This is a genomic window from Anaerolineales bacterium, from assembly GCA_016928575.1.
Classification (GTDB): domain Bacteria; phylum Chloroflexota; class Anaerolineae; order Anaerolineales; family RBG-16-64-43; genus JAFGKK01.
This window is the reverse complement of sequence record JAFGKK010000135.1, coordinates 34,357-55,437: the sequence shown is the minus strand read 5'-3', so window position 1 is coordinate 55,437 and position 21,081 is coordinate 34,357. Positions and strand designations below refer to the sequence as shown.

Genomic DNA, 21,081 nt, shown 5'->3' with positions numbered 1-21,081 from the left:
TGCAAGTCTTGGAGGCTTCATGGCGATCGAGGCTGGGGCGCCAGGTTTCGAACCTAGATCCACGGATTCAAAGTCCGGTGTGCTGCCGTTGCACCACGCCCCACTGGAGTGTGCGCGTCGGAATTGTAGCACAGGAGAAGGGAAGCGGAGGTTCCCGGGGTTAATCGAACACCCGGTAGGGGGTGTTGGCCGCGTCTTCGGGAGCCCAGCCGAGTTTCTCGGCCTCGTCGAACGTCAGTTTTCCGGGGGAGAGGAAGCCGGCCGCTTCCAGGACCGCGTCGTCCCAGAAGGATTTGGCTTCCTGGGCTTCCACCGACTGCTCACCGAGATTCCACTCCGGCTCGCTGATGCCGCCCCCCACGGTTTGTTGCACCCAATCGGGCATCGGCACGACTCCCGAGGACGCTTCCTGCAGCAGCCGGTCGGTGTGGAAGATTTTTTCCAGCCGGCGGACGGATTCGGTCAGCTCGTCGTATAGGTTCTGGGCCGGGGTCGGTTTGGAGAAGAAGATCACCAGGCTCGGTCCGCTGGGCATCGGCGCTACGGCCATCTGCCGCTTTTCGCCCGAGACGAGGAACATGGACGGCGGGTCATCTTTGAGTTTGCCCAGGAACGGCGCGGTGCGGTGCAGGATGCCGGCGATCGAATGCTGGACCGCCTCCATGTCCTCCTCCATTACTTCCAGCACGTCGCCCGCGCGGTGGGTCGCCTGCCCGCCCTCCTGGCACAGCCAGGCGGCGTCGGCATCCAGCTTTTGGCGCAGGTCGGTGAGCACCTTGGCGGCGCGGTCCTCGCTGGGCTGGAATTCCTCGCCGGCCAGAATCGAACGCACGGCCAGGAGGAATTCGTCCATCGGGAGCGGTTTGTTGAAGAAGGCCCGCACCCCGAGCCGTTCGGCGAGGGCGCGGATCGCCGGCTCGGAGAAACCGGTGGTGACGATGACGGGGATGTGGATCTTCTGGATCTGCCAGCGTTCGACCAGTTCCAGGCCGCTGATCCCGGGCAGGCGGACGTCGATGATGATCAAATCCGCGCCGTGTTCGGCCAGTTCGAGGGAAGCTTCCTCGGCCGAGAGGCAATCCACCACGTCGAGCGACGGATCCATCAGTTGGATCGCGCTGTGGATCATCCGCGCGATTTCCCGCTGATCTTCCACGATCATCACGCGCTTGCGGCCCATAGCAAAGATTGTAGCATACCTGTCCGTGCCGGGGCACCGGTCCGTTAGTCCGTACCGCCCGGCCGCCATGGGGACGGGTATAATTCACCGATGATGGAAACGGCTACGCCCCCGCGGCGGCGCGTCCTGCGGTATGCCATCCTCGGGGGGATCATCGCGGCGACGATCCCCCTGTATTGCAGCGCCGTGGTGCTGATCGCCCTCCATCCCACCCCCACCGCAGCGTCCACCCCCAGCGCCACGCCTCCCGCCGTTCCCACGCGCTTCATCCCGCCGCCGGCCACCGCCGCGCCGCCGCCCGGACCGCAACTCACGTTAACGCCGAGCAACACCGTCTTCATCCCGCCCACGCCGACGATCACGCCGACCCCCAGCGAGACTCCCCCGCCCACCCGGACCCGCACGCACACGCCTACCGCAACGCCGCCGCCCACCGCCACCGAGACGGAAACCCCGACCGATACCCCGCCTACTCCGTAATTCGCTTGAGCAGATCATTCCGAAGTCCGGCGTTTTTCCAAGCCGAGGAATCGGCCGGGCATGGACAAAATTCGTCCGCCCAAAAGGACGACCTTGCTCCCCACGCGCTGCCGATTCCTCGGGGCTTCGCCCCTTCGGAACGACGTCCTCCGTTGTCCTTACAGCCGCTCCGCCACCGCCTTGGCCACATCCAGCGTGCCGCTCAATCCGCCCAAATCATAGGTCCGCACTTTCCCCGCCGCGATCACGCCGGCCACAGCCCGCTCGAGGGCCGCGGCTTTTTCCGATTCGCCCAGCCAATCCAGCATCAGCTTGGCCGCCAGCAAGGTGGCGATCGGATTGACCTTGTACTGGCCGGCGTATTTCGGCGCGGAGCCGTGGGTCGGCTCGAACACGGCGAACGACTCGCCGATATTCCCGCTGGAAGCGAACCCCAGCCCGCCCACCAGCTGGGCCGCCAGATCGGAAAGGATGTCGCCGAACATGTTGGTCGTCACAATCACCCCGTATTCGAGCGGGTTCTTGATCAGCCACATGGCCATCGCGTCGACGTTGGCTTCCTGCAGGGCGATGCCGGGGAATTCGTCCGCGATTTTCCGCGCCTCGCGGGTGATCAGGCCCGAGGTTTCGCGGACTACGTTCGGCTTCTCCACCAGGGTGACGCTTGGGTATCCGTGCTTCCGCGCGTACTCGAACGCGGCGCGCACGATCCGCCGCGATCCGCGGCGGGTGACGATCCGGCAGGAGAGCGCGATGTCGTCGGATTCGTCCTTCCGGAACGCGCCCATCGCCGGGCTGTGCACTTCCAGCGCGGCACGCACGTCCGCCGGGAGCGGGTGGAATTCCACGCCCGCATACAGGTCCTCGGTATTCTCGCGGAAAACCGTCAGGTCGATCCCCTCGCGGTAGTTCAGCGGATTGCCGGGGTAGGCCTTGCACGGGCGGAGGTTCACGTAGAGATCGAACAGCTGGCGCAAGCGGACGATCGGACTGCGGTAGGCGAGGCCCTTGGCTCGCAGTTCGGGGGCCAGCTCGGCGGCGGCTTCCTCCTTGGGCTTGGAGGTGATGGCGCCGAACAGCGCGCAACGGCAGGTCCGCAAAAGGCCGATCGTGCGCTCCGGAAGCGCGTCGCCCTCCCGGCGCCAGAATTCCCAGCCGATGTCGGCCTGCGGATACTCGGCATCCAGGCCGAGCGCATCCAGCACGATCCGCGCCGCTTCCATCACATCCCGCCCGATCCCGTCGCCCGGCATCCAGGCGATTCGATATGTAGCCATCCATCCTCCGATTGTTGATGGGCCGAGAGTATAGCATGGGCCGGTGAGAATCCGTGAAGCCCGCCCCTGACCGGCGGGCCCGGGGCACGAGAGAAAACCCGAAGAACACAAAGCAATGATATTCATAATGGCATATTGAAAAAAAGTAGCTACGGGGGTTGAGTAGCCCCAGTGGTCTGACGGGGCGTATCGAAACCACCAGGAAGAAACATAAAATTTACTCAAACTGGTTTTGGTTGTAGAAAACGGCAAAGAAAAAAAGGCCACCTAACAACGGGTTGCAGCCGACTATACTTCCCTGCGCTCCGCAAAGCGGCTGAACCCGACCGTTGCACGGTGTAAAATAACGCCACCATGATATAATTTCGTAATATTTTCTAGGAGACAATAGATGCATACACGTAATTCAAGATCTGCGATAATATACAAAATTGGTATGATGTTTTTCATTTTATTTGTACCTAGTTGTGTAGCCGGAGATTTGTTTAGCCAAGAATTAACTCCAAGTCCAACCAGTACACAAACGCAAACCGAAACATTTACGCCAACCATTACCGAAACCAAATTGCCAACATCTACACAAACCAAACCGCCACCACCACAAAAATTATTTATTTGTTATCACAATAACAAAACGGAGTTGTCGCTTAATTGCCTTTCGTCACGGGAAGATACTTATGTATTTATCTACTTTAATAAAGGGACAACTTTAGAGTACGAATTTGTATTAAATGGCGATATTCATGGGTTTATATATATTTTTAGATTATATATAGGTGTAGATGCATGTTTTACCGAAGGCACATTTCCGGAATTTATCGCTCAAATATTAATCGAACAAAATAACCAAGAGAAAGTCATTGCAGAAGTAAGTTTCTATACATTGTGCGCAAAACCAAGATTCTTGGAAGAATCAACACAAGGAAAAGATCCGAACACCAAAGCCGGTGACAAATTGATATTTCGAGTAAAAAATAATAGTAACTATAATGTTCCCGGAATATTTCAAACAGGAAATAAGGCAAACATCGCATCATATCTTTTAATTCCGGCAATATATTAATACCTGCCCACCGATGAATTGAAGTTGTGAAGAGGGAAAGCGGATCGAAAAATTGGACTGCTTCGCCAGTCCTCATATATGCGGAGGAAGAAGAATGGAATAGGAAGCGACCGCACGGCGGATAAGCCTTCGCGGTCGCTTTTTTATCCAAGAGTGCCCGCCTTGGAATGTCTCCGTATACGATAGAAATAAGTTCGTGGCCAAAGTTCAAACGCATCAGATGACAGCGAATTAACTCTTCAAGAAACAAGCAAAATAATCACCTGGGCGGGAAGAAAATGATCAGCGGATAAAGCAAATAGGCCTTGTTCGACATTTTTATGTCAGTAGGCTATCTAAATAATTAGGAATAAAGTATCAGCTTAACCTCAGTAATCTTGAAAAGAAATCCTCCTCTTTTCCATCCTCACCCCAATCCCCTGGCCCTCCTCTCGCTCCGCTCGAGGACTGGCTTTCCCCCTCTCCTGACAAAAGTCAGGAGAGGGGGAAAGGGTTGTGGGGGCAGGAGGTGAGGAAAGGGCAGGGACGGGAGGATGAGGAAATACGACAACATCTGATTTGCTATCCCCGGAACCCTCTGCTATCATCGAAACGCCATGGACGACAAGCTGCTTGCCGCGCATCTTAAAGATCTGGTCCGGGCGCCGGGGCTCTCGGCTTTCGAGGCGCCCGTGCGCGCGGTGATCGCCGCCGCCTGGCGGCGGTACGCGCCCAAGCAGACCGTCTCGCGCCTGGGAAGCCTGCACGCGCTGCTGCCCGGCACCAGCCGGGGCAACCGGCCGAAAATTCTCCTCACCGCCCACATGGACAAGATCGGCCTGATGGTCACCCAGGTGATCGACGGATTCTGCCGCCTGACCGAAATCGGCGGCGTGGATCCGCGGATCCTCCCGGGCCAGTTTTTCACCATCCACGGCCGCGAAGCGGTTCCCGCCGTCGCCGTTCTGCCGCCCGCCGCGCTGCTGCCGCCGGACCGCAAGACCGAGACGGCCCGTTTGAAAGACCTCTGGCTGGATACCGGGCTTCCGGCGGCGGATGCGGCGCGCCTGATCCGCACCGGCGATCCGGTCTCGTTCCGCCAGGAACCGCTCGACCTTGCCGACGGCCGCTTCGCCGGCCCTGCGCTCGACGACCGCGCCTCCGTGGCCGCGCTCACCGTGTGCCTAGAGGATCTGGCCGCGCGCCCCCACCGCTGGGACGTCATCGCCGCCGCCACGGTCCAGGAAGAGGAAACTCTCGGCGGGGCCTACACCTCCGCCTTCGCGCTCAAACCCGACCTCGCCGTCGCGGTCGACGTCACCTTCGCCGCCGGACCCGGATTGCCGGAGCATAAAACCTTCCCCATCGGCGAAGGACCCACCATCGGTTGGGGCCCGAACGCCCATCCCGGATTGTGCCGGGCGTTCCGGCAGGCGGCCGAGCGGGCGGGCATCAAATACGCGTTGGAGATCATGTCCCAGCATTCCGGAACCGACGCCTACGCGATGCAGACCGCCGGGGAAGGAATTCCCACCGCCGTGATCGGCATCCCCCTGCGCTACATGCACTCAGCGGTGGAGACCGCCGCGCTGGCGGACATCCGCCAAACCGGACTCCTGCTGGCGGAGACAGCGGCTTCGCTCGGCGACAATTTTCTGGATGCATTGACCTGGGAGTAAGCGGATGACTCCGTCGAAGGTCCGAAAAAAAACCGCCCGGCCTCGGAGCGCCCGGCCGCACAAAGCCGGGGCGGTCAGCCGCGCGGACCTCGCCCTCCTGCGCCGCCTGAGCGAAGCCTGCGGCGTATCGGGCGACGAAACCGCCGTCCGCAGGATCGTCCAGGACGCGCTCAAGGGCAAGGTCCGGGAGATGCGGACCGACGCGCTGGGCAACCTGCTCGTCCGCTGCCGGACCCGCGGCAAAGCCGCGCGGCGCGCGATGGTCGCGGCCCACATGGACGAAGTGGGATTGATCCTGATGCAAGCCGGGAGCGACGGCCTTTGGAAATTCGAGACGGTCGGCGGGATCAACGAGAAGACCTTGCCGGCCAAGCCGGTTTGGATCGGCGGCGGGCGAGTCCTCGGCGTGATCGGCACCAAACCGATTCATCTGGTCGAAAAAGAGGAAGCCGAAAACCCGATCAAGAAGGATTCGTTGACGATCGACGTCGGCGCGAAGGACAAGAACGGCGCCGCCGCGCTCGCCAAACCCGGCGACCGGGCCGCCTTCGCCACCCCCTTTCATGCCGAGCGGGGCCTGCTGTTCGGAAAAGCGCTCGACAACCGCCTCGGCGTGGCCGCGCTGATCGAGCTCGCCGCCGATCCGCCGCCGGGAGTCGACCTGTGGGCGGCGTTCACCGCGCAGGAGGAGATCGGCGCGCGCGGCGCGAAGGTGGCCGCCTACGCCCTCCGTCCGGACATTGCGATCGTCCTCGACGCGACTCCGGCCGTCGACCTGCCGGCGTGGGACGGCGCGGAAAACGCCGCCTACAACGCGCGGCTCGGCGGCGGGCCGGCGGTCTACGTCGCCGACCGCGCGACCATCTCGGATCCGCGCCTGGTCCGCCTGCTGAGAAGCGCGGCCGAACAGCGCGGCATCCGGTACCAGATCCGCCAGCCGGGCGGCGGCGGCACCGACGCCGGGGCGATCCACACCGCGCGCTCGGGCATCCCGAGCGTCTCGGTCTCGGTTCCCTGCCGTAATCTGCACGCCCCGGTGGCGATCGCCCGGCAGGATGATTGGCGCGCGCTGGTCGCCTTGGTGCGCGCGGCGCTGGAAGCGTACGGCCGGCGCGGCCTCGCCTGACCGTTCCCGCGCGCCTTGCGGCCGAAGGAGGAGCACCCGTGAAAGCGTTGATCCGAAAACTCACCGAAGCCTACGGGCCCTCGGGGCGCGAAGCCGAACTGCGGCAGATCGTGCGGGCCGAGATCAAAGGCCAGTGCGATTACATTTCCGAGGACGCGCTCGGCAACCTGCTCGGGGTGATTAAGGCCAAGGCGAAAACCGGCAAGCGGATCATGCTCGCGGCGCACATGGACGAAATCGGCCTGATCGTCTCGCACATCGACGAGCGCGGATTCGCGCGGGTCGCCCCGATCGGCGGCGTGTTCCCGCTGAATTGCGTCGGCAGCCGGGTGCGCTTCGCGTCGGGCAAGCCGGGCGTGATCGGCCTGGAGGAGCGCGAAGACCCCAAGCGGGCGCCGACCCTCGACCAGCTCTACCTCGACCTCGGCGCGGCCGACCGGGCATCCTGCCCGGTGCAGGTGGGCGAGATGGCCGTGTTCGACCGCCCGTTCGTCGAAGCCGGGACCCGCCTGATCTCCAAGGCGATGGATGACCGCATCGGGGTGGCGGTCCTGATCGAGGCCATGCGCCGCCTGAAGCGCACGCCGCACGAAGTCCAATTCGCGTTCACCGTCCAGGAGGAGGTCGGCCTGCGCGGAGCGCGGACGGCGGCCTTCCACCTCGACCCGGACCTCGCCCTCTCGGTGGACATTACCCTAACCGGAGATACGCCCCGCTGCCCGCCGATGGCCGTCAGCCTCGGCCGGGGCCCGGCGGTCAAGGTGCGCGACGGGCTGATGATCTCCGATCCGCGGGTGGTGGAATGGATGACCGCTACCGCCTCCGCCCAGCGCATCCCGCACCAATTGGAAGTCCTCGAGCGCGGCTCGACCGATGCCTCCGTCATCCAGGTATCGCGGGCCGGAGTCCCGGCCGGCTGCTTATCCATCCCATGCCGCTACGCCCACTCGCCGTCCGAGATGGTGGACCTGGGGGATGTGGAACATGCGGTCAAATTGCTGCTGGCTATGCTGCAGGGACCGGTGGGCTTTTAAGCGGATCCGCCCCGGCGCGGGGCAGGCCAAGACCGCTTCTTGGTGGGGAGTCCGCTTCTCCACCCGAGATTCATCGTTGCTTCCATTCCCGCCAAGAACTCCGGAAAACCTACGTTTCCTTGACGATCCTCCGGCGAATCGCCGCAAACACAGCGTCCGAATCCGCCCGCCTTGCCGGATTGGTAAAATCTCCCTTGGGGGTTCCAGGACAACCAATAGAAAGGGAGGGTTCATGGAAAAATACGCCATCAAGACCGTGTGCATGCTGTGCGCCGCGGCCGCGTTGAGCGCCTGCAGCCCGGGCGCGTCGAGCCCCAGCGATTTCGAAGCTTCCATCACTTCCGCAGCCCTGACCGCCGCCCGGATCGTAGCTTCCCCGATCCCCTTGGACACGCCGACGCCAACCGAGGCGGCGCAGACGGCGGAGTCGAGTCCGACCCTCTCATCGGCCGGCTCGTCGGCCTCGCGCACGCCAACCCGTCCGCCGCAAAACACCATCGTCTATTGCGACGACGCCGCCTTCGTCACCGATGTCACCATCCCCGACGGAAAAGTGATGAATCCCGGCGAGGAGTTCATCAAGACCTGGAGGATTAAAAACACCGGAACCTGCACATGGACGACGTCCTACCAGCTCGTCTTTGTCAGCGGCGAGGCCATGGACGGGGTCGATACCGCGCTGGAAGGCGACGTCGGTCCCGGGGAGACGGTGGATGTGTCGGTCAACATGGAGGCGCCCGCGGCCGCCGGATCGCACATCGGGTATTGGCGGATGAAAAACGAAGCGGGAAATCAATTTGGGCAGTTGATGTACGTGCAGATCACCGTGGCCGCCGCGAAGACCGAGTCGGCCATCCCGTCGCCGACGGATGCGGAGCCGACCGAGACGGACGTGCCCACGGTAACGCCTACGGAGGAAGAACCCGGTTAAGGGCTCTCCCGGACCGGGACGCCCGGCATCGGACCGCGGATTGCGGCTTATTGCGGTACGGAAAAAGGCTGTCAAGAATTTGCCCGCGGAGTGCGAGGGGGCTTCGGAATTTTCCTTATCCGGTCGTTGGCAGCCGCGCGTCTTGCGGAGGGATCCGCCCCGCTGACAGGTTGCTGATAAAGGCCATAGACAATCTCACCGCGGTCATGTCCCTTGGCTCGCAAAGACATCGCCTGCCTTTTTCCCGCGCCCTGCTACAGGAGAAGGAGAAACCCGACCAAGTTCACGCCCGCGTGCACCAGAATGGGCGGGAACAACGACCGCGTTTTTTCACACAAGAAGCTCATGAACAAACCGAACACAAACGCGCTCACCACCCAAGCCGCCGCCGCCCCCCAGGGAATCCGCGGATACAGGAAGAAAAAGTGAGTCGCATGCCGGATCCCGAAAAACGCGGCCGACGCCAGGGCCGATCCGCCGAAACCCAAAGGGGAGCGCAGCGCCCCCTGCATATACCCGCGGTAGAACAGCTCCTCCCCGACGGGAGCCCACAACAGCAGGAACACCGCGTAGAGGGCCATCGCGGCTTCCGGGGAAATTCCGAATTTGAAGGCCGCCCCGTCCGCCAGAGTCTTCAGCGCGGCCTCGAGCGAATAAAAGGGGTTGGCGCCCACGCCGAAGGAATCCAGGATGCGCTGATACGCCCATCCGGCCAGCCCCTGATCCACAATCACGGCCGCCAGGAACACCCCGAGGGTGAGCCGCCAATGCTTGCGGATCACTTCCGCGAAGGATCCAAACGGATAGGTGCCAAGCACCAGGGGGAGGATGATGGCCAGGGCGGCGTACACCATGAAGTACGGAGACCAAGCCGGAAACATGCTCTCGGCCAGGACGATCAGCGTGAGCGCCGCCGCGGCAATGAAAACGCCCGGAACCGAAAGCAGCCATTCTTTGACCTTCATCGCTCCCTCCTCGTTGGAAGCGCCGGCTTCCCCGCCGCCGGATCCGCGCCGTCCGGGATCCCGGCCGGCCGTTCGACGATGTCCCAGACGATTATATCAATCGCGCTTCCGGAGCGCATGCTCCACGGAAAACGGTTGGTGCGGCCCTCGCGGGAAAACATCGCTCGGGTTGAGTGGTAGAATGAAATCATGGATAGTTGGAAGGGAGGGCGATCCATGTCCCGCACCTGTCCACGCGTCTTCTGTGTTCTGATCCTGGCGCTGGCCGCAAGCGCCTGCGGCTCCGGCGCCCCGGCCGGCGAATACTCCGCAACCTTCACGCCGACCCTGACCGCGTTCGCTCTTCCCCCGGAAGCCACAACCGCCCCCACGCCGACCATGGAAACCGCCCCGGCCGAAGCGGAACCTTCCGGCGAAGATGCGGATCCGTCGACCGAGTCCGCTCCCGAGCCTTCGGAGGAAGCCGCCGGCCCGGCCACGTTGACGCCCGACTCCGGGGAAGCCGGCGCCGCCACCCCGCCGCCCGCCGCGGGTTCCTCCGACGTCCGGTGCAACGACTCGCTGTTCATCGAAGACATGACCGTCCCCGACGGCACGATCCTCGCGCCCGGGCAGACGTTCGAAAAGACCTGGCGCTTGAAGAACATCGGCGTATGCGCGTGGACGACCGGCTACGTCCTCGGTTTCTCCCACGGCGAACGGATGATGGGAGCCGAGTCGCATTTATCCAAGCCCGTCAGTCCGGGCTATACCATCGACGTCACGGTCCAAATGACGGCGCCCATGGAAAACGGCTGGTACGGCGGGTGGTGGAGGTTGAGGAGCAACACCGGCGAGAATTTCGGGGATTTCGTTTTCGTTTCGATCTTGGTGTCCGACGGCCGGGAATCCCCGACGCCCGGCGGATAGGCTTTCGCGCGGCACGCCCCCCTCGTCCGGAAAAACCCTCCACAACCCCGTTCCCATCGGCGCCGGACCGCAAAGCCGTTCCCTCACCTCCGGCCGCCCGGGTTCCAACGGATCTCAACCGCACCTTTTCCAGCCAGCCGCAGGGGGATCTTCCAGATATCCTCCCCCGCCTGTTCGAAGGACGCCGGTTTGCCGTTCCACCGAACGGCGGTTGGACGGGCGGGCAAGGCGATCCAGACGGCGCCTTCGGCCTCCCGCCCCAAATTTAAAACCGCCCGCAGCGAAAGGCGGGATTTCCTCCACTCCGCCACTTCCATTCCCTGGCTGAAATGCAGGTTCGATCCGGCATACTGGACTCCCTTTGATTTCATCCGCGCCGCCAAGAGGATCGACCCGTGCGGTTGGATTGTTCCGCAGTCCAGGATTCCTCCCGCTGTTTCGATCATCCGTTCGTCCCAAAGCGAGAAGGCCCGGGCATCCCCGCGGACGCCGGTCAACTCCCGCAGGTCGACGGACCGGTCCGCCGGGAGGTCGCCCCAATTGAAGATGCCGATCACCCACCATGCTCCCTGCGGCCCGCGCATCGGCAAAACCGCCAGCGAAGACGCTTCCTCGCCGCGCCAGCCGGGCAGATCCGCGGCGCGGTGCAGCGGCGGGAAAAGCATCTGCGCCAGCCGCACGGCATCCGGTGAAAGCTTGGAAAGGTCGTCCGACAGCAGGATCATCCCGCCCGAAAGGGCGATCGCCGCGGCGAGGGTCCGCCGTTCGTCGCGGGTCAGGGTCGTCTCCGAGTCGCGCGCGAGCAGGCAATCCGGATCGTTCCACCACCAGCGGCGGTGCAGCGGCGCGCGGGCGAACGCATTGCGCACCGCGTTCCAAGCCGAGGGGACGGTCGGATCGCCGAGGCCGGCCCAAACTTGATGGAAGAGGTGCGGTTTCCAGACCGAATCGACGTCCGGTCCGATGCGCATCGCGTCGAAGACGCCGATCCCCGAGCCGAGCGGACAGCCGCATCCGAGGAGGAAGGCTTTCTCCCCGGCCGCCCCGCGGACCGCTTCCAAAGCCCGGCGCAGCGCCTGGGCCCGGGTGGCGGTCGGGTCGGCGTACCGCGTGCCCTTCGCCGCCGGGTGGTACAGAAAATCCAATTTCAAGAAGTGAAATTTCCATTCGATTACGGCGGTTCGGATCAGCCGCCGGATATGGGCCAACACCTCCGGCCGGGTGACGTCGAGCGAGCGCGTCCGCCGGACGGCGCCGACGGCGACGTTCGACATCACCCCGCCCGATCCCGGGGCCACCCAGTCCGGATGCTCCCGGGCGGTGCGCGAATCCATGCGCAGAATGAACGGAGCAAGCCAGATGCCCGGGAGGAAACCGGCCTTGCGGATGCGGGCTGAAAGCTCCGGCATCGGGGATGGGAATTTTTCGTTGCGTTCGAACCAGTCGCCGACGTCCGCCTGGAAACCGTCGTCCAGCTGGATCAATTCCAAAGGAAGCTTCGGCCTCAGCGCTTTGGCCGCATCGGTGTTCGTTTCCAGATCGGTTTGGCGGACCTGCGAATAATAGTAGTACCAAGAACCCCATCCATCGGGCGCGGCGCGGCGGGTGCGGGCCCGGTTTTCGCGCGCCGCCGCATCGAAATATTCCGCCGCGGAGGCTTTCCGGCCAAGCGCAAGGAATGCCCGGTCGGTGGCGAGCGACTTCTCCGGATCGAGCCGCACGCCGTCGGCGTCGGCCTCGATCCGCAGTGAAAGGATCCCGTCGCCGAGCCAGGTTTCCACGATTCCGAATTGTTCGCGCTGGGCCAGGAATCCCGCCACGAGCAATTCCCCGCCGGATTCGCCGCCGAGGGCGGCGAACATGTCGGAGACGAAATGGCCCGGCCGCCGGGAGGTTTGGACGTCCGTGCCGATGTGCATCGACGCGTTGATCGGACCCAGCTTGTGGGTCGGCTGGCGGTCGCGGCCGCGCCGTCCGCCGGCGAAGCTCCACGTCTGCCAGCCGTTGACGAACATCGTCCGCCGCGCCGGATCCATCGGCAGGCGCACGCCGCCCTCCGCCGCGAACCGCGGTCCGGCCCGGCACAGGCCGATCGAATCGATCCTCAGCGGCCGGGTTCCTCGATTGGTCAGGATCATCCGCCAAAGCAGGAACGGGCGGGCGGCGGGCAACGCCCACTCCATCCGCACGGTTAGCCCGCCGTCGGCGTCCGCCTCCGCCGCAAGCAGGCGGCACGGGCCATGAAACGGGTCGCGGCGCGTCTTCGCCGGCCGGCATCGAACCGGCCCGCATATCCACTCGGTCCGGCGCGCCCCCTCGCGGTAGGCTACGGTCATGCGCGCGCCTTCGAGGGCGGCCGCCTCAGCTTCCGGGAAAACAAGCCCCCAAGTTCCGGTTTGCGGATCAAAGAAAAAACGCAGTTGCGGATTCGCAAAGGCAATCATGGAATCCATTGTATACCAGGAGCAGAGCGGAGTACGCCGCCGAACTGGGTGCTTCCGGGCAGTACGGCATCCTCTTTCGCGGCCGACCGATTCCCGGGGGCATGAAGGCCTCTCCGGAGGACGCGTTGTGCGGGCAGTCTCTTGAACCGCCCGGCGGTCCGAGGGAACGGTTGCCTCTGTGCCGGGGCGGCTTATTCCGCCAGTTCGATCCGCGCGTCCGCCACGGGGACGATCGGCTCGCGCCCCAGATCGTAGAAACACGCGCTGGAATACACATACTCGGAGCGCTTGGCCGCCAGGCGCCACTCCGCGGACAGCGGCTTGTCGTGCAGAAAATCCAACACCGACGCCAGCCGGTTCCTGGAGGAGATCTCCTCGACCCGCAGATCCCCCCAAATCGGCGCTCCGTGTTTGACGTTCTCCGACCGTGCGTGGAGGTAGTGCATCAGCGGATGCCGTCCCCGCCGGCGCAGCGCCGAAACCATCCGCGCGGCGGTGAAATCCGCAAATCCTTCGAGGACCCGGCGGAGATCCCCTGACTGCGGGCGGCAAAGCAGGTTCAGGTGCGAAGGCAGCAGGACGAACGCGTACAGCAGAAGCTTCCGCGTGCGCCCCAGGTGCGCCAGCGAATCGAAAACGATCCGCGCGCAGGCCTCGTTGGCGAACAGGTGCTTCCAGCCGCCGACGGCCGCCCTGACGTAAAAAACCGGCGTCGATAGAGTATTCTCAGTTGGGTTCATCGTCTCCCCCTTGATGGTTTTTTTGTAAGCCGGCGGATCCGGCCTTCCTACGATTGAGTTTTCGCCATGCTCGTGATCTCCGGTCCTTCCTGCGCCTCCGAAGGAGTCGGCAATCCGCGCAGGATCCGCACCTCCCTCGCTTTTTGATAGAACAATTTCAAAATCGCTCCGGCCCGCCAAAACGCGGTGGCCGCCATCCCGTGCGCCAGCACGGCGAACAGCGGGGGAGTCTCCCGGGTGTAGTAGGTCCAGCACTCGCGGGTCGTCCCCCACAACTCGAGGAAATACCCCAGCCCGGCCCCGCCCGCGAACAACAACAGCGCGGCGCGCTTGTCGCCCGGAGAGATTATGATCAGGGCGCACAACAGCAGCGCGGCGAGGGTGAACGGCTTGTCGAAGGTTCCCCGGACGTAGTAGACCATCAGCAGGTAGAAGCCGCCGAACACGATCCAAAACAGGCGCGCGGTCCACCGTTCAGGCACCCGCCGGTAAAGCCCCCCGAGAAGGCGGCAGATGCGGTCGATCGCCAGGGTCGCGATCGGCCAGGCGGGGACGATCCACAGCGGCGGCCGTTCGTCCGTATAGTAAGTCCACAGCAGGGTCTGGGTTCCCCAGGCTTCGATCGTCAGGCCGCCGACCGCTGCCACGAACGCGGTCCAAGCGTCGACCCGCAGATCCGCGCCCGACATGATCAAAACCGACATCACCAGGAAGATTCCGATCAGCAGCCAATCCACCTGGGCCCAGATCGGAAAATCGGGGTTGATCGATCCGAGGTACGCCTCCGCCAGCGGCCACCAGACGGCGATGATCAGGGCGATCAGCGCCAGGAACATGCTGAGGAGAAAATATGAGGTTCGGTTCCAGCGCAAGCTGACGCCGTCCGACGGCTGCGATTCCGCCATGCCGATCGACTCCATCGTGAGGGGGCGTAGGCGCCGCGGTGCTCCCGCGGCTGCACCATCTCCCCCCTTGTCCATTACGCCCGCGCATTATAACCCGGGAGCGGACAGGCATCTTCTCCGAGGAACCACAACTCGCCTCCGGCTCCCTCCCAGCCGATTGTTTCTGCCGGATGCGCTGGACATATTCTGTCCGGAGGAAGGGAACACTTCGAAAGCAGCCGAGGACGCGGAGAAGCGCAAGCGGATAAAAAAAGACGCCCTTTCGGGCGTCTTGAAATCCATTCGGATTCGATGGATATCAGCAAACCGGATACCCCCCCGGACAGGTCGCCGTTGGTGTCGGGGTCAGGGTCGGCGAACCGGTGGGCGTGAAGGTGGGCGTGGCCGTCCGGGTCGGCGTCTTCGTGGGCGGCGGAGTTCCGACCGTCTTGGTCGCGGACGGCGTGCCGCTCTTGGCGACGACGATGATCACCCAAAAGGATTGGTCGCCGTTGTCGCCGGTTCCGAACCGGCCGCCGTTGGGCACCTTGAGCATCCAGTAGCCCTCGTATTTTCCCGCATCGTTCGGCGCCTTCATCGTCAAAGAAATATCCACCTCCGCGCCGACCGCTACCGCTTCGCCGATCTCCTGAGATTCGGGAGCCCCCATCTTGTTCCCCGAAAGGAACACCACCTGGATCCCGGCCGACCAGTTGCAGGTCCCGGAGTTCCTCAGGCGCCACGTTTTCACAAACGTCTCGCCCGGATCCATCTTGGTCTCGTCCGGAACCGTCATGTCCTTCACGAAGTAAGCCCGGTAGCAGGGCGTCGGCAGCTGCGACGACGTCGGGGTCACCGAAGGCAATTCGGCGGTGTTGGTGGGAGCGGGCGTGAGGGTCTCGGTTGGGATCCCCGGAGTGGCCGTGGGAAGCACAATCGGGTTGGTAGGCGTGGTGTTTTGGACCGGCGCACTGTCGGTCAGGACGGCGTATAGAGTCAGGATATGCGCTGTCGCCTGGTTCATCTGCGACGGTGGCTGGACCCCGCCGCATCCGGTCGTCGCCAAACCAATCAGAAGCGTCACCCCTATTATTCGGATATTTTTTATCATATTTCCGCCTTTCCCGGAGTATTTTAGAGCGAACCACCGTCCGGTTTCAATCCTACTTTCACCTCAATCTCTTGGGTGCAAGTTTCATTCCCGGACCGGTCTTTTCCGCATACCTTAACTTTATGGGTTCCAGATGATAAATCCCGCCAGCGGACGGAATAAGGCCCCACCTCCAATCGGGTGCGGACCGCCCCATCCAGATAAAAATCCACCCGCTCGACCTCCAAGTTGTCCGCGGCCTCCACCTGCAGGATCAGCGCCTCGCCCCTTAAAAGCGAGATGGTTTTCGGAACGGTCGGCTGGATCCATCGCAGGACCGGCGGCGTGTTATCCAAAATCACCGGAATGGCGACCGAAAGAGTTATCCCGCCCTCGAACACGGCCGTCAATTGGATTGACCAGATTCCTTCCGCCCCCGCGGCGTTCCATTCTCCAAGGGTGCCGCCCCGCACCGGCCTTTCCCCCGATCCGAGGGTGTACCAGACCGAGGGGTAGAGTCCGGGACCAGCCTGCAGAAGATAGCGTTCCATACCCGCCGCATCCGCGGTGCCCTTCAGGCTGATCATCCCCCGCAGGGAGGCCAGCGGTGAAGGACTGGCGATATGCAGGCCTTCGTAATACGGAAAGGAGTGCGGAAGCGCGTCGTAGGTATCGGGCGGGATGGGAAAGCCGGAGCGCTCGGCCCAGATCCGGGCTTCGCCCTCCGTTATAAAGAACACCTTCTCCTCCACCAGGTCGAGCGGAGTCCACAGCGTAGCCAGGCGCCCGCTTTCGCGGTTGACGGCCACCGGCCGATAATAGGTGTCCGTCTGAATTGGTTCGTTTCCGGTCAGGAAGAGTTCCGAAGCCACGTTCGGGCAGTAGCGGCTCGGCAACAGGCCCGTGGGGACACATACATCCCGGCGGACAATCCCGGGGGGTTCGGTCCAAACCTGCATCGGCATTGCCCGCAAGGCCCAGCCGGCCGCGGCCTGGGCGAGCATCCAGGGCGAACGCGGATCGGTTCTTCCCGCCGGGTAAGCCCGGCCGCGGACCCCGACCGCCAATCCGGAGCTCGCGGCGAAGGCCCAAGCCCCTTCGCCCTGCAAGCCCTCGGCCGGCATGGCGGCGACCGCGCTGCGCGATCCGGCCAGGGCCGGGGCGGAGAGGTCCGCGCGGCCGGAGGGATCGGTGAGGATATCCTGGACCAGGAAAGCCAGATCGGACCCGAAAATTTTACGGGTCTGGCGGCGCGAATATTCCTCCAGCTGTGCGCCGTCGCTCCGTTCGACCCGCAGAATGACGGCGGCGGTTCCGCTTCCCGCGTCGGCCGTCTCCAATCCGCCGCCGGCGAGCGTGGCATACGCCTGCGTCAGATCCAGCAGATCCGCTTCCTGCTGCCTCCAGAGCTGCAACGAGGGATCCGCCGTGGTTTCAGTCGACACGCCGAGCAGGGAAAGCGTGCGGGCCGCCTGATCGGCGCCCGCGGCGGCGACCATGCCGTCGGCGGCGGCCAAAGCCCGCCGTTGCAGCGCCGTCCGCGCGGAAACGGGCCCCAGATACTCGCGGCTCTCCTCCTCCGGAAAATCCGGGCGGGGGATGTCGAGCAGCATCGAACCCGGAGAGAAACCCCGCGCGAACGCCGAGAGGTACACGAACGGCAGCACGGAGGATCCGGCCGGACCGCGGGCCGCCGATCCGTTTCCGCGCGCCGAATCGAAATAGGCCAGCAATTCCCCGCTCGCGGGATCGATCACCGCCAGCGCAAGATCCTCCGGGAGATCCCCGGCCCCGGCCGGCCCCAACAGCGCCGCCAGATCGCACGGGTTTCCCTCGAGTGTGGTCCGCGGTCCGGAAGCGCCGTCCGCCGGAGCCAGCAGGTTTTGCGCCGCGCACAGCACCTGCATTTCGAAGGCGGCGTCCATCGTCGTGAATACCCGGATTGCGGCGCGCGGTAATTCCTCAGGCGGGAATCGTCCGCCGAGGCGGTCGACGGCCAGCTCGAGGAAGGAATCCAGGATCGGCAGCCTTCCGCCGAAAATCGGATCGGTCGCCGCGCCGTCCGCCTCCCGGGCGCCGATCTCTCCGGCAACGGCGCGCTCCCACTCCGCCGATCCGAGGAAACCGCCGTTGAACATGCGGTTGAGCACCGAATTGCGCGCGATTTTCCATCCCGCCGGGTCCTCGCCGCGCCGCGGGTCCTCCGCCAAGGCTTCCAACGCGGCGCATTGCGCGGGACTCATCCCATCGGCGCGCACCCCGAAGTAGGTCAGCGCGGCGTCGTCGATCCCGACAGCCCCCCGCCCGTACAGCCGCACGTTGATGATCCATTCCGCCAAAGCCGACGGGGTATACCGCAAGGCCAGCGCGCCCGCCAGGCGCGATTTCCGCCAAATTCCTCCGGATGCTCCTTCCATGGAAAGCAATTCTCCGGCCGCTTCCCCCGCCAAGCCGTCAACCCCCGCCAGTGCGCCGGCCATCGCCCGCAAGCCCGCCGCAAAAACCGTCCCGCGGATTTCTTCCGCCGCGATCCCGCGCGCCGCCAGGAATGCCGGCAGCACGCAATCGTCCGCAGCCGCCTCATCCAGGGCGTACCAGCGGCTCATCGTTGCGCTGGCGGATCCGGCTTCGGCCAGCAGCCTTCCCGTGCGGTCGTAAAACCGCGCCGCTTGCGGCCGGTTTCCCAGGTTCAATTCGGGTTCGGGCGGCGGCAGAGGATACAACAGGATTCCCGCCGCCGCCGCGCAGATCAAGTTCACGGCGGCCAGCAGGATCCTTCCCGCCGGGCGGAAAACCCGTCCGGCGTCCGCTTCCCGCACGCGCCGCCGGCGCACGATCCGCAGGATGCGCATTTCCTCGGACATGCAAAGGATTATACTTTAGCCTCACGGCTGCGCCATTACATCGTTGTGCGCCGGAACGCCGGAAAGCGGAGCAGGAAACCCCGGCTTCGGTTTCATCGGCCTGGGCGGCGCCTCGGTGCGCGTTTTCTGGGAGGACCATGCCGGAATTGAAAGCGGGATTGACGCACGAAATCGCGATGACCGTCACTTCAGACCGCACCGCCAAACACCTCGAAACCGGAGACGCGTCGGTGCTCTCGACGCCGTCGATGGTCTGGCTGGTGGAGCACGCCGCGCAGGTCCTCGCGCAGATGCACCTGCCCGAAGGGCAGACCACCGTCGGCGCGGAAGTGGCCGTACGCCACCTGGCTCCCACGCCGCTCGGAATGCGGGTGACCGCCAAGGTCCGGATTGAGGAAGTGAACGGCCGGAAAATCCTCTTTTCCGCCGAGGTGACCGACGAGAAAGAGAAGGTCGGCGAGGGGCGGCACGTGCGCGTGATCGTCGATCAAAAACGGTTCATGGAGAAAGTAAAGGAGAAGACCTAGCCCCCATACCCCTGGACCCCTTTCCCCCTTCCCTTAAGGGAAGGGGGAAAGGGGACGGGGGATAGGGGATTAGGTCGGTCGCCTTATGTTCTACCACCTCTGGACCGAAGGCTGCCAGATGAATGTGGCGGATTCGCGGCGCGTGGCCGGCGCGCTGGAAGCGCTCGGCTACCTGCCCGCCGAACGCGCCGAAGCCGCCGATGTGATCGTCCTCAACACCTGCGTCGTGCGCCAGAGTGCGGAGGACAAAGCCTGCGGCCGGCTGACCTCGCTGCGCCCGCTTAAGGACCGCAATCCCGAGTTGGTGATCAATCTGATGGGCTGCCTGGTCGGCCGGCGGGATCCGGACGGTCTGCGCCGGCGCTTTCCGTTTGTGGACGTCTTTTCGCCGCCTTCGGATCCGCGGCCGCTTGTCCGTTTTCTCCTGCGCGAGCGTCCGGTGCGCGCTTCGGGCGAAATCGTCGCCGCGCTCGCAGCCGCCGCGGAGGAATCCCCCGCCGGACTCCCGCGCTTTCCCTTGCTCGTCGCGGGCGGTTCCGGCGCGGCTCCGCCCGCCGCGCTGGTGCCGATCGTCCTCGGATGCTCGCACGCCTGCACCTATTGCGTCATTCCCTACCGCCGCGGAGGAGAGCGCTCGCGGCCGGAATCCGAAATCCTCGAGGAAATCCGCGAGTGGGCGGCGATGGGGGCGCGCGAAGTGACTCTGCTCGGGCAGATCGTCGACCGCTATGGACAGGATACCGGCGCGCCGGGCCTGCCCGCCCTGCTCCGCAAAGTTCACGCGATCGACGGCCTGGAGCGCATCCGCTTCCTCACCTCGCACCCGAATTGGATGAGCGACGAGCTGATCGAGACCGTCGCGGCGCTTCCCAAAGTGTGCGAACACATCGAAGTCCCGGTCCAGTCGGGCGACGACGAAGTGTTGGCCCGCATGAAGCGCGGCTACACGGTGGAAGCCTATCGCCGTCTGATCGGCCGCATCCGCGCCGCAATTCCCGGCGCGTCAATCGCCACCGACGTGATCGTCGGCTTTCCGGGCGAGACGGCGGAGCAGTTCCAACGCACGGTTGATCTGCTCGCCGAATTGAAAATGGACACGGCCCACCTGGCGCGCTACTCGCCGCGCCCGGAGACTTTTTCCGCGCGCAACTTTCCCGACGACGTCCCCGCCGAGGAGAAGATGCGCCGCTTCCGGACGCTGGAGGCACTGCAGGAGCGGATCGCCGCGGACAAGAACGCCGGGATGCTCGGAAAAACGGTTGAGGTGCTCGTGGAGGGGAAGCATAAAGGGCGCTGGTTCGGCCGCACGCGTACCAACCGCTTGGTGTTCTTCGACGACCCGTCGCGCGAGTGGTCAGCGCGCTTGGCGCAGGTGAAAATTTCACATACGTCGGCTTGGAGTCTTCAAGGGGCGGTTGAACGATAGACGGAAGTGGGGGGATTTTCTACCTACCCCTCATCCGTCCTTCGGCCACCTTCTCCCAGCGTACGCTGGGAGAAGGACGGGATGAGGGAAAAATCGCCGGACTGCGTCCGGCGATTTTTTTGTCCAACGTACCCCGCCATGCCGTGTGCTGCTGGATTTTGAACCTGCTTTCGCAGGTGGGAACCTTCCGTCGGGGTCAGCCTTGGCCGAGGCCTATCGCTTCGCCCTCCTGAGATAAGGTTCCCTGGTTCAGAGTGTTGGCTCAAAACCGTTGTGCAACATCACGAACACAGCAGGGCGCGATTCTTATACCACCATTGCCGGCGGAGCGCAATTGTCGGGCAATCCGGTTTTTCCGTTGCGGCTTCCCCCGGCACGGCTTGCACCGGAGTCGCGAGAGGGCGCCGGGCATCCGCCGGAGGAAATTTCTGCAGAGCGCAAGTACGGCGTCGTTGGCGGATGCCTTTCGGCTTCCCGATTGTC

The 21,081-nt window shown here is 64.0% G+C and carries 17 protein-coding genes, 1 tRNA gene and 1 other RNA gene; 9 read left to right on the top strand and 10 right to left on the bottom strand.

Annotated features, from left to right (window positions below; translation table 11 throughout):
- Positions 1-32 precede the first annotated feature (32 nt).
- Both JW929_16495 and JW929_16490 read right to left on the bottom strand, forming a co-directional pair.
- Positions 33-103, bottom strand: a tRNA-Gln gene (locus tag JW929_16495).
- 57 nt (positions 104-160) lie between these two features.
- Positions 161-1,180, bottom strand: coding sequence for a response regulator transcription factor (locus JW929_16490; protein MBN1441005.1), 1,020 nt, complete (start codon positions 1,178-1,180; stop codon positions 161-163).
- Positions 1,181-1,270: 90 nt separating this feature from the next.
- Between JW929_16490 and JW929_16485 the strand changes: the two genes are divergently transcribed.
- Positions 1,271-1,660 carry a hypothetical protein gene (locus JW929_16485; GenBank protein MBN1441004.1) on the top strand — a complete coding sequence of 130 codons (390 nt, stop codon included), beginning with the start codon at positions 1,271-1,273 and terminating at the stop codon, positions 1,658-1,660.
- A 158-nt stretch (positions 1,661-1,818) separates the two neighbouring features.
- Here JW929_16485 and JW929_16480 read toward each other — a convergent pair whose 3' ends face one another.
- The gene (locus JW929_16480; GenBank protein ID MBN1441003.1) at positions 1,819-2,937 is read right to left on the bottom strand and encodes an isocitrate/isopropylmalate dehydrogenase family protein; all 1,119 of its coding nucleotides are present in this window, start codon (positions 2,935-2,937) and stop codon (positions 1,819-1,821) included.
- A 391-nt stretch (positions 2,938-3,328) separates the two neighbouring features.
- Here JW929_16480 and JW929_16475 point away from each other — a divergent pair, with 391 nt between their 5' ends.
- From JW929_16475 to JW929_16455, 5 genes are all read left to right on the top strand, one after another.
- On the top strand, positions 3,329-4,000 hold the full coding sequence (locus tag JW929_16475; GenBank protein ID MBN1441002.1) for a hypothetical protein: 672 nt from the start codon (positions 3,329-3,331) through the stop codon (positions 3,998-4,000).
- 596 nt (positions 4,001-4,596) lie between these two features.
- Positions 4,597-5,658, top strand: coding sequence for a M20/M25/M40 family metallo-hydrolase (locus JW929_16470; protein MBN1441001.1), 1,062 nt, complete (start codon positions 4,597-4,599; stop codon positions 5,656-5,658).
- 4 nt (positions 5,659-5,662) lie between these two features.
- Positions 5,663-6,784 (top strand): M20/M25/M40 family metallo-hydrolase, encoded by a 1,122-nt coding sequence (locus JW929_16465; protein MBN1441000.1) that lies wholly within the window; start codon positions 5,663-5,665, stop codon positions 6,782-6,784.
- Between the two features lie 38 nt (positions 6,785-6,822).
- Positions 6,823-7,818: a M42 family metallopeptidase gene (locus tag JW929_16460; protein MBN1440999.1), complete on the top strand. Its 996-nt coding sequence runs from the start codon at positions 6,823-6,825 to the stop codon at positions 7,816-7,818.
- A 232-nt stretch (positions 7,819-8,050) separates the two neighbouring features.
- On the top strand, positions 8,051-8,749 hold the full coding sequence (locus tag JW929_16455) for a hypothetical protein (protein MBN1440998.1): 699 nt from the start codon (positions 8,051-8,053) through the stop codon (positions 8,747-8,749).
- A 254-nt stretch (positions 8,750-9,003) separates the two neighbouring features.
- Here JW929_16455 and JW929_16450 read toward each other — a convergent pair whose 3' ends face one another.
- Positions 9,004-9,714: a CPBP family intramembrane metalloprotease gene (locus JW929_16450; protein MBN1440997.1), complete on the bottom strand. Its 711-nt coding sequence runs from the start codon at positions 9,712-9,714 to the stop codon at positions 9,004-9,006.
- Between the two features lie 216 nt (positions 9,715-9,930).
- Here JW929_16450 and JW929_16445 point away from each other — a divergent pair, with 216 nt between their 5' ends.
- Entirely contained in the window at positions 9,931-10,623 is a 693-nt protein-coding gene (locus JW929_16445) for a hypothetical protein (protein ID MBN1440996.1), read from the top strand.
- 83 nt (positions 10,624-10,706) lie between these two features.
- Here JW929_16445 and JW929_16440 read toward each other — a convergent pair whose 3' ends face one another.
- The 5 genes from JW929_16440 to JW929_16420 form a co-directional block, all read right to left on the bottom strand.
- On the bottom strand, positions 10,707-13,067 hold the full coding sequence (locus JW929_16440) for an alpha-galactosidase (protein MBN1440995.1): 2,361 nt from the start codon (positions 13,065-13,067) through the stop codon (positions 10,707-10,709).
- A gap of 191 nt (positions 13,068-13,258) precedes the next feature.
- The gene (locus JW929_16435) at positions 13,259-13,807 is read right to left on the bottom strand and encodes a hypothetical protein (protein ID MBN1440994.1); all 549 of its coding nucleotides are present in this window, start codon (positions 13,805-13,807) and stop codon (positions 13,259-13,261) included.
- A 47-nt stretch (positions 13,808-13,854) separates the two neighbouring features.
- Complete coding sequence (locus JW929_16430) at positions 13,855-14,712, bottom strand: hypothetical protein (protein MBN1440993.1); 858 nt, start codon at positions 14,710-14,712, stop codon at positions 13,855-13,857.
- A gap of 298 nt (positions 14,713-15,010) precedes the next feature.
- Positions 15,011-15,775, bottom strand: a complete 765-nt coding sequence (locus JW929_16425) for a hypothetical protein (GenBank protein ID MBN1440992.1) — start codon at positions 15,773-15,775, stop codon at positions 15,011-15,013.
- A 50-nt stretch (positions 15,776-15,825) separates the two neighbouring features.
- Positions 15,826-18,645, bottom strand: coding sequence for a transglycosylase domain-containing protein (locus JW929_16420; protein MBN1440991.1), 2,820 nt, complete (start codon positions 18,643-18,645; stop codon positions 15,826-15,828).
- 137 nt (positions 18,646-18,782) lie between these two features.
- Between JW929_16420 and JW929_16415 the strand changes: the two genes are divergently transcribed.
- A complete protein-coding gene (locus tag JW929_16415) occupies positions 18,783-19,172 on the top strand; it encodes a thioesterase family protein (protein ID MBN1440990.1) in 390 nt (129 codons plus the stop codon).
- An 85-nt stretch (positions 19,173-19,257) separates the two neighbouring features.
- Positions 19,258-20,598 carry a tRNA (N6-isopentenyl adenosine(37)-C2)-methylthiotransferase MiaB gene (gene miaB, locus JW929_16410; protein MBN1440989.1) on the top strand — a complete coding sequence of 447 codons (1,341 nt, stop codon included), beginning with the start codon at positions 19,258-19,260 and terminating at the stop codon, positions 20,596-20,598.
- A gap of 126 nt (positions 20,599-20,724) precedes the next feature.
- On the opposite strand, the gene ssrS is transcribed toward miaB, so the two are convergent.
- A non-coding RNA gene (gene ssrS, locus JW929_16405) (6S RNA) lies at positions 20,725-20,900 on the bottom strand.
- Positions 20,901-21,081 lie beyond the last annotated feature (181 nt).